The sequence below is a fragment of the Acinetobacter sp. YH01020 genome (assembly GCF_013420275.1).
Lineage (GTDB): Bacteria > Pseudomonadota > Gammaproteobacteria > Pseudomonadales > Moraxellaceae > Acinetobacter > Acinetobacter amyesii.
The window spans coordinates 1-11,995 of the sequence record NZ_VOYN01000071.1 but is presented as its reverse complement, the minus strand read 5'-3'; the positions used below and the strand labels follow the sequence as shown (position 1 = coordinate 11,995).

Sequence of the window (11,995 nt, the reverse complement as noted above, 5' to 3'; positions counted from 1 at the left end):
TATAGAAATCGTCGTAAACGATTAAACCTGCGGTTTAATTTACTTGCTGGCATATACAATTTAGATTGGGTGAAAGATAAACAATTAAATTGATTGAAAAATGATTTATGAAGGAAGTCTATTATTTTTAATTCTCAATTGAATAAAAATTATAAAAAGGATGTGTAATTTTTTTAATATGGAGGCAAAGGAGAAAAAGGGTGAGCGAACTCACCCTACATATTTCATTTATATTTTATCAGGCACACCAAACAGCTCCTTAAACGCCTGATCAGGGCGTGGCTGCTTCATAAAACTTTCACCGACCAAGAATGCATGAATGTCATGTTCTTGCATCATCGCGACATCAGCAGGTGTTGCAATACCGCTTTCTGTCACAAGTAGGCGAGAAGGCTCAAGTAACTTTTTCAAACGTAATGATGTATTGAGGTCAACATCAAAAGTTTTTAAATTACGGTTATTGACGCCTAGTAGACAGTTGTCAGAAAGACGCATTGCACGCTCAAGTTCTTCTTCGTCATGTACTTCAACCAACACGTCGAGATTGTGCTCAAAAGCAGTTTTCGACATTTCTTCGAGTTGTTGATCAGACAAACAAGCCACGATTAATAAAATACAGTCCGCATGTAAAGCGCGTGCTTCAATTACGCCATAAGGATCAATTAAAAAATCTTTACGCAGCGCAGGTAAGTCACAGTTCTTACGTGCAATCTGAATGTTTTCATCGGCACCTTGGAAAAAATCCACATCGGTGAGAACAGACAAACATGCCGCACCAGCATCTTGATACTGCTGCGCAATTTCAGCAGGGTTAAAGTTTTCACGAATGATGCCTTTCGATGGTGATGCCTTTTTAATTTCAGCAATCACCCCCGGACGTTTAGAGCCGAGGTTTTGTGCAAAACCTCGAACGGGTGTAGCTGCTTGAGCTAGCTCTTCGACATCTTTATAGCTACGTTGTTTAAGACGGGCTGCAAATTCTTCTTTTTTACGTTCAACAATTTTACCCAAAATTGTATTGGTGATATCTACCATGATCTGTGTCCTAATCTTAAGCTTCGTATTCTTTTAAAGTTTTAGTAAATTCAGACAAAATGCCCATTTTCTCTAGTGCTTGACCGCCATAAATAATGTCATGTGCTAATGCAACACCTTGTTTATAGCTTTTGGTTAAGCCTGAAACATAAATGCCTGCGCCTGCATTTAGGGCAATCATATTCGCGGCTTTATCACCGAGTGCAGATTTGTTTTTACCTAAAGCATCTTTGATCAATTTTAGACTTTCAGCAGCACTATCTACAGATAGACCCGTTAAGGTTTGCGACTCGATATCTACGGCTTCCGGCTGAATTTCCCATTCAGTGACTTCGCCATCTTTGAGTTCAGCAACATAAGTACTTGATGCAAGGCTAATTTCATCTAAACCGTCTTTTGAATGCACCACCAAGACATGTTCTGCACCGAGTTGTTTTAAAACTTCAGCCATAGGACGACATAATTCTGTAGAGAAAACACCAATCACAAAACGTTTTACGCCGGCCGGATTCGTAAGCGGGCCAAGTAGGTTGAAAATACTACGGAAGCCCAATTCTTTACGTGGACCAGCAGCATATTTCATGGCTTTATGATGATTAGGTGCAAAGAGGAAACCCACGCCCATTTCACGAATACAGCGTTCAGTTTGCTGCATGTTAAGGTCAAGGTTAATTCCTGCTTGTTCTAAAAGATCAGAAGAGCCTGATTTTGATGAAACACCACGACCACCATGTTTAGCAATAGTTGCACCTGCTGCTGCAATAACAAAACTAGACGCAGTAGAGACGTTAAATAAGTTTTGACCATCACCACCTGTACCAACGATATCCACTAAATGTGGCAAATCACTGACATCGATTTTGATCGCAAACTCACGCATTACACGTGCTGCGGCAGTGATTTCATCAATACTTTCACCTTTTTGGCGTAAGCCCATCATCAGTGCGCCAATTTGCGCATCGGTCGCTTCACCTTGCATGATGGTACGCATCACTTCTTCCATTTGAGGTTGAGTGAGTTCAATATTTTTAGTGATGTTATTTAAAGCTTGTTGAATATTCATAATATTTTTTGCACTCGATTAAGCGTAAATTTCTAAGAAGTTTTTAAAGATTTGATGGCCATGTTCACTAAGAATTGATTCAGGGTGAAACTGCACGCCTTCGACAGGCAATGTCTTATGTTTAACGCCCATGATTTCTTCCATCGTGCCATCTTCTTCATTGGTCCAGCAGGTCACTTCTAAACATTCTGGCAAAGTCGCTTGATCAATTACCAAAGAGTGATAGCGAGTAGCGGCAAATGGAGAAGGGAGGTTGCTGAAAATGCCTTGATCGCTGTGATACATGTCAGATAAACGACCGTGCATCACTTTTTTAGCGCGAATAATATCGCCGCCAAAAGCTTGTCCTATGGCTTGGTGGCCTAAACACACCCCCAGTAAAGGAATTTTTCCCGCAAAGTGTTGAATCGCAGGAATTGAAATACCTGCTTCACTTGGCGAACAAGGGCCAGGACCAATGACTAAATACTTCGGTTGCCATCGCTCGATATCTTCCAATGTCACGGCATCGTTACGTACAACTTTTACTTCCTGATTTAACTCGCCAAAATATTGGACGATGTTGTAGGTAAAAGAGTCATAATTGTCGATCATCAAAAGCATGAGCGTATTAACCTTTGAAATTTATGCACTTAACTGTGCTTAGAATAGTCCGAAATGATTCTAAATAGTTGTATATTGACCCAAATATCGTGTGGATATTTTAAATAGAAAAATAGTGAAATATTTAGAATGCAGCCAATCATAGCAAATATTATTCAATTTCTGCTGAACAATTTCGCCAAAGTTCATCGCAACTGAAATCATTTCAGCAAATTATCGACTTATAAATTTAGGATTTAAGTTGAACAAAGCAATAGGCTGAATTTAAGTGTTTAAAATGTGTTCAATTGATATTTTAAAAAGATCTGCTTACTGTCGTTAAAAATAGCAATTCAGGCTCTAGATGGAAAAATATGAACCGTTTTGAAGCAAAATCACCAAAATGGAGCACAATTAATGTAAAGGTAAATTGATTAAAATTAAAACAAAATGGTTAAATTGACGTCGAAAAATGGGTACTTAACGGGCTCAAGAAATCTAAATATCGATTATGAATATAGTGATTACGCTGATTTTTTTCCATCTATAACTAGCTAAACCATTAGTTTCTCTCGTATTTAAATTCGATCTTAAAGCTTTGATAAAATCTCAATGATTTTATCGTTAAAAGCGATTAATCATTTTGGTGCATACTAGTGCAAAACCAAGTTGCACTATTTTGATACACCTGCGAGAAGTTTTTAAACAAAAGTGATGAAGAGAGGCTGAATATGGTGCATTTACTGTTACACACAGTATAATAGTCGAAAAGCAAGGAGTTAAAATCCTCTATTCTGATAAGGAATTCAATATTTTAGCTTGGCTTTTAAAAGTTGGTACGGTAATTGCTTAATAACTACCAACTACTAACACGCACTTCATTGTGCACAAAAAAATCATCGGAGCAAAATGAGCATGGCGAACAAGGTCCTTCAACTCATCCAAGAAAGTGGCGCAAAATGGGTCGATTTTCGCTTTACTGATACTAAGGGTAAAGAACAACACGTAACTTACCCAGCAGATTCAATCGACGAAGATACGTTTGAAGATGGCAAAATGTTTGATGGTTCTTCAATTGCTGGTTGGAAAGGCATTGAAGCATCTGACATGATCTTACGTCCAGATGCAGAAACTTGTTTTATCGACCCGTTCTTTGCAGAAGCTACAGTTGTTGTGACTTGTGATGTTATCGAACCTTCAACTGGTCAAGGTTATGAACGTGACCCACGCTCTATTGCTCGCCGTGCGGAAGAATACCTAAAATCAACTGGTATCGGTGATACTGCTTATTTTGGTCCAGAACCAGAATTCTTCGTATTTGACGAAGTAAAATGGGACATCGATATGTCTGGCGCGCGCCACACATTAATCGCTGAAGAAGCTGCTTGGTCTACTGGTAAAGATTACGAAGCGGGTAACTCTGGTCACCGTCCACGTGTGAAAGGTGGTTACTTCCCAGTTCCTCCTGTTGATTCTTCACAAGATATGCGTGCAGATATGTGTGCAAAAATCGAAGACATCATGGGCCCAGGTCGTGTAGAAGTACATCACCATGAAGTTGCATCTTGCCAGCTTGAAATCGGTGTAAGCTTCAACACTATGGTTCGTAAAGCGGACGAAGTTCAACAGTTCAAATATGCTGTTTGGAACGTTGCTCACCAATATGCTAAAACTGCTACGTTTATGCCTAAACCAATGGTTGGCGATAACGGTTCTGGTATGCACGTTCACATGTCAATCTCTAAAGACGGCAAGAATTTGTTTGCTGGTGATGAATACGCTGGTCTTTCAGAAATGGCGTTGTACTTCATTGGCGGTGTGATCAAACACGCTCGTTCATTGAACGCAATTACAAACCCATCGACTAACTCGTACAAACGTTTAGTTCCACATTTTGAAGCACCGATTATGCTTGCTTACTCAGCACGTAACCGTTCAGCTTCTATCCGTATTCCTTACGTTTCTAGCCCTAAAGGCAAACGTATCGAAGCACGTTTCCCAGATCCAATGATGAACCCGTACTTAGGTTTCGCTGCACTTCTTATGGCTGGTCTTGACGGTATCCAAAACAAGATCCACCCAGGTGAAGCTGCTGACAAGAACTTGTATGACCTTCCTCCTGAAGAAGAAGCTAAAATCCCTACAGTGGCTCATAGCTTAGATATGGCGCTTGAAGCTCTTGCAGCTGACCATGATTACCTTCTTAAAGGTGGCGTGTTCACTAAAGAAATGCTTGATGCCTACATCGAACTTAAAACTGAAGAAGTTCGTCGTCTTAACACGACAACTCACCCAGTTGAATTCGACATGTACTACAGCTTGTAATTCGGTACAGAATTTCACTGTAAAAAGACCCGCCTTGTGCGGGTTTTTTTATGAGATGGGTTAAGATAATGCAAAGATTTGAATGAATATCTAAACATGGCAAAACCACGTAAAAAACATACCGGTTTTTTTCCTTGGATTGATCCAGCGGATCAAGCAAAGGGATTTAAACTCAACTTCTCAGAAGTGACTTATTTGGAAGTAGGGCGGACCGTTGAAGGTTATAAGCAGGCTGAATTTGTCGAACTGAAAAACCCAGAGCTAGCATTGGAATTTGATTACCCAGAAAGTTTTTATATTACGACCGAAGGGTTGGTTCTGATTAAAACGCCGCAAGGCAAGTTTGAAGCCATTGCCAAGACAGATAACTTTTAATTCAACACTAAAAAAAATGAACTGAAAAAATGACCTGCAATATTGCAGGTCATTTTTTATTGAATATCCAGTAATTCACCAACCGTCATTGCAAACCATGCTGTTTTAGATTATCGATTTCATAAGGCGCATCTTCGGCGGGGTAGCGTAAGTTTTCGAATCCTTTTGTTTTGGCAATCGACCAAATCACACTTTCACCCGCAGGGATGTTTTGGCTGCGCTGTGAATATAGTGGGTATTGTAGGGCGTCTGCTGCTGAAATAAAAGTCCAGCCATGTTGCTGAAAGGCGGTAAGGAGATCTTTTAAAAATGCGGCATTAATAGCATTCACATGTAAAAGTAAAACATGCTGTGGTGAACGATTTATGGTGAGCTGGGCAAGTTGGTCATAATAATCTGCTCGGTGAAGCAGGTGAGCAATATACGCTTGTTTTAGGGGGTCTAATTTGTCCTGATCTTGCTGTTTGGCATAGTCGAGATATTTTTGGTTATAAAACCAGTCACTGGCATCTATACTCACACCGCCAATGCGGTATTGATGCTGCTCTAACCACTGATAGACAGCATCACGTTTTTCAGCGCTATTACCTTCTTTTAAAAATGGATAACGATAGATACGTGTGTAATTCGGCAGCGTTTTTAACACGGTATCTGCCTGTTCAATGCTTTTTTATATAATCTTTTGCGGATACATTTTCTTTATTCAGATTTTGGTGCAATGCGCTGTGATTGCCAATCAGATGGCCGGATTGTCCCCACGCTTGAATCAGTTGCTTGCCTTGATAATCACCAATTTTAATCAGGCTCGGAAAAACAATAGTTTTGATTTGTTGATCATGCAGATGCTTTAAGTTGATCATGCAGATGCTTTAAAATTTGGGCATTGATTTGTTCCGCTTGCGCATTAAACGCTGGATTGACCCCATCATCAAAACTCAGTGCAATAGATTTTCCTTGAGCCGTGATATTGGCACATAGTAAAACGAAAAAAATAAAAACATATAGCGGGTTATATGGAAACATTATGTTGGTGTAATTCAGTTGTTATCCACGACATCATACTGTGTATGTGAGTTTTGTGTTGATTGCAAATGTAATGAAGTACTTAAGCAGTTTGGGTTTTGCTCATTTTACTGAAAACAAGCTATGGGTCATGAAAAACGATGTTGAGTTGGTTACACTAAGGATTCGCTATACTCAGCAAATGCTTATAAGGGAAATGAAATATGCAGCGTCAAGCATGCGAAATGCGGGATAAAAGAATGTCTCCTGAATTAAGAACATGGTTGTATGCTTCGGGTTCATTAACCCAACAATTAACAGATTTTGCCCAAGGCGTATTTAAAGTTGAGCCGAGTATTGAGCAATTTCAGCGCATGACGCTTCAAGATGCACAGTGGCTGCAAATGCCAATACAGCACACAGCTTGGGTACGTGAAAGTTATTTATATGGCTGTGAAGCTGAGCCGTGGGTCAAGGCAAAAAGTATATTTCCAATCCTTAGCATACAAGGGCGTGCGCGGATTTTTCAGCATATTGGTAAGAAACCCATCGGACATTTTTTATTTCAGCGTACCAATCCGAAGTGCGAGCGGCGTGTATTGTGGCTAGACGATGGTTGGACACGTCAGAGCTGTTATACTTGGCATGGTTGTAAATTTATTGTTCAGGAAACTTTTTTAGCGAGTTTTGAACAATATTTGCAGAAATAACATTACCAGATGAAGGACAGTCATGGCCGTGGTGCAACAGATTACTTGGCAGCAGCGTTTAGAAGCTTATTACTATTTATGTCGCTTCGATAAGCCAATTGGCACGGAACTGGTTTTTTGGCCAACCATGTGGGCACTGTGGATTGCCAATCAAGGAACACCGCAATTCAGTATTTTGATTCCCATGATTTTGGGTACCATTTTTATGCGTGCAGCAGGTTGTGCGATTAATGACTTTGCTGACCGTAAAGTCGATGGTGCTGTGGAAAGAACCAAACATCGTCCTTTAGCCACTGGGGTGATTAGTGCTAAAGAAGCCATATATGTGTTCTTGATCTTGGTGCTTGCTAGCGCATGTATGTTGTTCTTTTTACCGATAGAAACTTTTTATTGGTCCTTTGGGGCATTGTTTTTAGCGTTCATTTATCCCTTTATGAAACGCTACACGCATCTGCCACAAGTATTTTTAGGCGCGGCATTTTCATGGTCGATTCCTATGGCTTACACCGCAGTAGGGCAAACACCTGATTTAACGTGTTGGTTATTGTACTTTGGTAATTTGGCGTGGACCGTTGCGTATGATACACAATATGCCATTACTGACCGTGAATATGATTTGAAAATTGGCGTGAAATCGACTGCGATTTTATTTGGTAAATACGATATTGAAATTATTTCATTATTGCAGGTGCTTAGTATTGTACTAATTGGTTCTGCACTGTATTTAGAAGATCTCTTGATGCCATTCGGTTTGGTCGCGTTGTTGGCTGTGGCTGCCGATTTTATTTACCAGTGGACTAAAACCAAAGGCCGTGATCCGCAGTTATGTTTTTGGGCGTTTCGCCATAACCGTTGGGTAGGGCTTATGATTTTTATTGGAATTTTTATGGCATTGGTTCTTTAATGTCATTGATCTGAAAATGTTTAAAATGAACTAAAGCATCCTATTCGGGTGCTTTTTTTTATGCATTAATAAAAAGGCATGTAGTTTCATGCTTAAAGAATAATGATTAAAAAGGATATTTTATGAAACGTTCAAAAATAGCATTAGCTCTGACAGTTGCAGTTTCTATGCTGTCTTTAACCGCGTGTAATGACGATGATAATGACTCATCATCTTCGAATCAAAAATCAACATTTGTGTCTGAAGCAAATTATGCTTTAGATACTGTAGACAATACATCGTCCATTAAAGTCATGACGTATAACATGACCAATGTGCAGGGGAAAGCAGCAACAGCAACAGCCTTAGTATTATTTCCAAAAGCTACACAACCTAAAGATGGGTATCGTGTTGTGGTATGGGAGCATGGAACAGTCGGGGCTGGAGATGAATGTGCGCCAAGTAAAAATCTAATTCATCCACGTTTTAAAATTCTAGCTAATACGCTTATGGCGGCAGGTTATGTAATTGTGGCACCAGACTATGAAGGTTTAGGTACGAAGGGGGTGCATCCATACCTCAATTTATCGAGTGCGGCAAATTCGGCACTTACTGCGGTTAAAGCGGCAAAAGAACATTATGGTAAGCAACTCAATGGTCAGTGGATGTCGATCGGTCAATCGCAAGGTGGTCATGCATCCTTAGGGACGGCGGAATTTGCAAATACGGATGCAAACTATAAAGGGGCAGTGGCAGCCGCACCTGCATCGAGTTTGGGGACGATTATTAAGATCTATCTTGATCCAAAACTAAATGTTGATGCAAACGGTCAACCTAAACCCCATGGATTGAATAGATTGGATGAACAGTTGGCACAAGTGCGTTATGCACTTAGTTTGGGGCAGCTTTCTGAGGTTCAAGCACAGGCGTTAATTGATCAAATTGCAGATGGCTATGCTGAGCTTTTGGCATATGCTGCATTGACCAGTTCGGGTATTAAAGCCTATGAGCCAAATTATGATTTAAAAAATATCTTTACTGCTGATGCTGGTGTTATTGCAGAAAAAGCCTATGGACGTACAGGGGATGACGGTGCATGTTTAAGTTATGCTGATCCAAATGGCGCAAATGGTTTGCAAGAACAGTTTAAAGCAGCTGTGATTGAATTCTTAAAAGATCCAACGCATACGGTTTCACAGTACGGAATTGATTTGAATAAAATCGATACCGATCCTGTCGTTCAGAAATTTTTAAATGATAATCAGCCAGCGACAAATGCTACTGCTGCCAAAGTAATTAAAGCGCCTGTGTATATTATTCAAGGTGCAAATGATCAGGCAGTTATTCCTGTGGTTACGCAAGCGCTATTTGCAAATATGAAAACACAAGCGAAGAAGTATTTCCCAGATGCAAATTATGCTGAAGGTTATCAATTAGACGTTGTGCCAAATGCAAGTCATACACAGGCAATTATCTGTAGAAATGCGCAAGCGGTCGAATTTATTCAAGCTAAAATGTCTGCAGGTACAGGTATTGTCTTAACCAATGAGCAAAAAGATGCAAGCCAAAGTCCACATTGTAAGGGGGTAGCTGCTTCAAGCTAAGTTTTTTCAATAATAAAAAAAGGAGCATGTCTCCTTTTTTTTGCATATTGGATTATTAATCATTCAATCCGTGAAAATGAGGGGGTACAGTTAGTTCGAGCAAAGAATGTTATGAAGACTTGAGCGAATTTTGTTTTTTGCTATATTGGGCGTCGAATTATTTATGTAAATGAAAGAATAGTTATGTCTGAAGTAAAGCCAAAACCCAATACCAAAAAGATGATCACTCTGATGGCACTTGGGCTATTGATTCCTATATTTTTGGTCAGTATGGCTTTTCTTGCAGTCAATAGTGATGCCAAAAACCAAGAAAAATATAAGCAACAACAAGCTGAAATGATTGAGCGCATTAAAGCTAAAGAAGCCCAAGATGAGGCTTTGGCTGCTGAGGCTGACCAAGCAGTATCAGAAGTGCTGGCTGCTCAAGAGTCAAATGCTCAATAAAATTCTGTTTACATTATCGATGTGAATGCAATGCGCATTCACTCAATGTTTGATTTTGATTTACGTATTTTACAACTATTTATTTATATCATGCCTGAGCGTGTGAACTGTTGGAATACTGGTGTAGCGGATTACACGGTAGCCCGCTTCTTCAAGCATTGCATCACGTTCAGCATCTTCTTGCTCTTTGCCTATATGACTAGGGTCATCCAGTTCGATAATCACAAGCACATTATAAGTTTGGTCAAGTATGACAAAATCAGTGACTTTTCGATTAAATCTATTCCTAATTTTATAATTTTGATTGGTGATCAGTGCGCTAAAAGCCACTTGGGCTAAAATGTGGTAGTTCGGAAATGCTTCATTTAAACGATGAAACATCTTACTTTCAAAGGCAGTGATTACACGACGTGGGAAAAACTTTTGTTTGCTTCTAAACAGTCTCGGAAAGACTAAGCAGACAAGTGCAAAAGTTGCCAAGCAACCAATAATAAAAAATATGAACTGACTGAGATCTGGCACGGAATAAACTACATATATGAAAAAAGCCCACGTCATGATGCGTGGGCTTTTTAGAATTTGGCTCTCCAACCTGGGCTCGAACCAGGGACCTGCGGATTAACAGTCCGTCGCTCTACCGACTGAGCTATTGGAGAATCTGCACGCATTCTATGGGGCAAATGCAGTGAGGTCAAGTCAGAATTGCAAAAAATAAGGAAATTTAGGCTGAATGTATTAAATATAAACACCTTTAATATAAAGCGTTTTTAAAACTTAAGCTTTGACAATTCTTTCTAATATGGAAGGAGAGGTAGGTGAATAGCTTTGGTCATTGAGCAAGTTATTCTTATCTTAAAAATAAAAGTCAGAGCATAAAAAAAGCCCACAATATAATGCGTGGGCTTTTAGAATTTGGCTCTCCAACCTGGGCTCGAACCAGGGACCTGCGGATTAACAGTCCGTCGCTCTACCGACTGAGCTATTGGAGAATCTGAAACGGATTCTAAAGATGTATGGCAGGGTGGTCAAGCCTGATTTAAATAAAATACAGAAAAATCAAATTAAGTGTTTTAAAAATAGCCGAATCAGACAAGTTAGTACTTATACGGATACTTTTAGGAAAGCATAAACAAAAAAGTAGGTATGCTTTGCTTAAACAACAGGCAATAAAAAACCCACTTCGTAATGAGTGGGTTTTTTAGAATCTGGCTCTTCCACCTGGGCTCGAACCAGGGACCTGCGGATTAACAGTCCGTCGCTCTACCGACTGAGCTATGGAAGAATAGATGGCTCTCCAACCTGGGCTCGAACCAGGGACCTGCGGATTAACAGTCCGTCGCTCTACCGACTGAGCTATTGGAGAATCTGATGCGCATTTTAGGGATGAATTTTAAAGTGGTCAAGCAGATTTGATGAAATGACTATTTGAATGTTTTTTTATTGTTCAAGTCTAGAAATTTTTTCTTAAATAGTGGTTATTTTTGAAGTTTTTTATATCATCTAGGTTGCTGATTTGCTTTATCGTCAAATTTTGTAGATTTAAATTTTTAAGCGTAGTTATGCGTTTCTCTTGATCTAAAGGAATTATAATTTGGAATAATAAATATATTTCTAAAATTTGATGGTTTGCGAAGGTATCTAAATGAAATTTAGAAAAAGACATAACAGGTTTAATGGTGTTTTGGTATAGATTAAAAAGATTTTGATTGTGTTTGAATACAATCCTTAATAAATATTCATTACCGACAGGTAATAGTTTGTAGTGACTTTTTGTGTTGTTAATGGATATGCTTTCTATTTGATCATAGTTAAACTGAATTTTCATTATATAAAGTTGAATTATACAATAGACTTCCGTCATAAATCAAAAAACGTACAATTTATTTGATCTTAAATTAATCAGCAAAATTATTTAATTCGAGGGATAATCCTTGGATGAAATTCAAAGATATTCAAAAATTATCAGACGTTA

10 protein-coding genes, 4 tRNA genes and 1 pseudogene are annotated in these 11,995 nt (G+C 39.1%); 6 read left to right on the top strand and 9 right to left on the bottom strand.

The genetic code is table 11. The features are described from left to right. Positions 1-228: 228 nt before the first annotated feature. From trpC to FTT85_RS16960, 3 genes are read right to left on the bottom strand one after another with little or no spacing between them, the layout of a single operon-like run. Positions 229-1,035, bottom strand: coding sequence for an indole-3-glycerol phosphate synthase TrpC (trpC, locus tag FTT85_RS16970; protein ID WP_180184028.1), 807 nt, complete (start codon positions 1,033-1,035; stop codon positions 229-231). 16 nt (positions 1,036-1,051) lie between these two features. Next, positions 1,052-2,098: an anthranilate phosphoribosyltransferase gene (gene trpD / locus FTT85_RS16965; RefSeq protein WP_168379163.1), complete on the bottom strand. Its 1,047-nt coding sequence runs from the start codon at positions 2,096-2,098 to the stop codon at positions 1,052-1,054. A gap of 18 nt (positions 2,099-2,116) precedes the next feature. Then, the gene (locus FTT85_RS16960) at positions 2,117-2,701 is read right to left on the bottom strand and encodes an aminodeoxychorismate/anthranilate synthase component II (RefSeq protein ID WP_218945341.1); all 585 of its coding nucleotides are present in this window, start codon (positions 2,699-2,701) and stop codon (positions 2,117-2,119) included. Between the two features lie 888 nt (positions 2,702-3,589). Here FTT85_RS16960 and glnA point away from each other — a divergent pair. Both glnA and FTT85_RS16950 read left to right on the top strand, forming a co-directional pair. After that, positions 3,590-5,005, top strand: coding sequence for a type I glutamate--ammonia ligase (glnA, locus tag FTT85_RS16955; RefSeq protein WP_171263711.1), 1,416 nt, complete (start codon positions 3,590-3,592; stop codon positions 5,003-5,005). 96 nt (positions 5,006-5,101) lie between these two features. Beyond that, positions 5,102-5,380 carry a hypothetical protein gene (locus tag FTT85_RS16950; RefSeq protein WP_078191902.1) on the top strand — a complete coding sequence of 93 codons (279 nt, stop codon included), beginning with the start codon at positions 5,102-5,104 and terminating at the stop codon, positions 5,378-5,380. A gap of 85 nt (positions 5,381-5,465) precedes the next feature. On the opposite strand, the pseudogene FTT85_RS18970 reads toward FTT85_RS16950, so the two are convergent. Continuing rightward, positions 5,466-6,403: pseudogene (locus tag FTT85_RS18970) on the bottom strand (polysaccharide deacetylase family protein). Between the two features lie 203 nt (positions 6,404-6,606). On the opposite strand from FTT85_RS18970, the gene FTT85_RS16940 reads away from it, so the two are divergent. The 4 genes from FTT85_RS16940 to FTT85_RS16925 all read left to right on the top strand — a co-directional run bounded on the left by FTT85_RS16940 (position 6,607) and on the right by FTT85_RS16925 (position 10,023). Further along, positions 6,607-7,092, top strand: a complete 486-nt coding sequence (locus FTT85_RS16940; protein ID WP_078190257.1) for a chorismate lyase — start codon at positions 6,607-6,609, stop codon at positions 7,090-7,092. A gap of 22 nt (positions 7,093-7,114) precedes the next feature. Continuing rightward, complete coding sequence (gene ubiA / locus FTT85_RS16935; protein ID WP_168379167.1) at positions 7,115-7,996, top strand: 4-hydroxybenzoate octaprenyltransferase; 882 nt, start codon at positions 7,115-7,117, stop codon at positions 7,994-7,996. A 122-nt stretch (positions 7,997-8,118) separates the two neighbouring features. After that, positions 8,119-9,579: a S9 family peptidase gene (locus FTT85_RS16930; protein ID WP_180184027.1), complete on the top strand. Its 1,461-nt coding sequence runs from the start codon at positions 8,119-8,121 to the stop codon at positions 9,577-9,579. Positions 9,580-9,762: 183 nt separating this feature from the next. Next, positions 9,763-10,023, top strand: coding sequence for a hypothetical protein (locus FTT85_RS16925; RefSeq protein ID WP_180101918.1), 261 nt, complete (start codon positions 9,763-9,765; stop codon positions 10,021-10,023). A 75-nt stretch (positions 10,024-10,098) separates the two neighbouring features. Here the strand turns inward: FTT85_RS16925 and FTT85_RS16920 are convergent, their stop codons facing one another. The 5 genes from FTT85_RS16920 to FTT85_RS16900 form a co-directional block, all read right to left on the bottom strand. Continuing rightward, a complete protein-coding gene (locus FTT85_RS16920; RefSeq protein WP_218945491.1) occupies positions 10,099-10,581 on the bottom strand; it encodes a DUF2726 domain-containing protein in 483 nt (160 codons plus the stop codon). 22 nt (positions 10,582-10,603) lie between these two features. After that, positions 10,604-10,679 (bottom strand) — tRNA-Asn (locus FTT85_RS16915). A 257-nt stretch (positions 10,680-10,936) separates the two neighbouring features. Then, positions 10,937-11,012 (bottom strand) — tRNA-Asn (locus tag FTT85_RS16910). 217 nt (positions 11,013-11,229) lie between these two features. Next, positions 11,230-11,305 (bottom strand) — tRNA-Asn (locus FTT85_RS16905). A gap of 5 nt (positions 11,306-11,310) precedes the next feature. Then, positions 11,311-11,386, bottom strand: a tRNA-Asn gene (locus tag FTT85_RS16900). Positions 11,387-11,995: the final 609 nt, after the last annotated feature.

Bases quoted from the DNA above. Each gene is read 5' to 3' on its own strand.
- FTT85_RS16925 (WP_180101918.1), top strand. From the start codon at position 9,763: ATGTCTGAAGTAAAGCCAAAACCCAATACCAAAAAGATGATCACTCTG.
- trpC (WP_180184028.1), bottom strand. From the start codon at position 1,035: ATGGTAGATATCACCAATACAATTTTGGGTAAAATTGTTGAACGTAAA.
- trpD (WP_168379163.1), bottom strand. From the start codon at position 2,098: ATGAATATTCAACAAGCTTTAAATAACATCACTAAAAATATTGAACTC.
- FTT85_RS16930 (WP_180184027.1), top strand. From the start codon at position 8,119: ATGAAACGTTCAAAAATAGCATTAGCTCTGACAGTTGCAGTTTCTATG.
- FTT85_RS16920 (WP_218945491.1), bottom strand. From the start codon at position 10,581: ATGACGTGGGCTTTTTTCATATATGTAGTTTATTCCGTGCCAGATCTC.
- ubiA (WP_168379167.1), top strand. From the start codon at position 7,115: ATGGCCGTGGTGCAACAGATTACTTGGCAGCAGCGTTTAGAAGCTTAT.
- glnA (WP_171263711.1), top strand. From the start codon at position 3,590: ATGAGCATGGCGAACAAGGTCCTTCAACTCATCCAAGAAAGTGGCGCA.
- FTT85_RS16950 (WP_078191902.1), top strand. From the start codon at position 5,102: ATGGCAAAACCACGTAAAAAACATACCGGTTTTTTTCCTTGGATTGAT.
- FTT85_RS16940 (WP_078190257.1), top strand. From the start codon at position 6,607: ATGCAGCGTCAAGCATGCGAAATGCGGGATAAAAGAATGTCTCCTGAA.
- FTT85_RS16960 (WP_218945341.1), bottom strand. From the start codon at position 2,701: ATGCTTTTGATGATCGACAATTATGACTCTTTTACCTACAACATCGTC.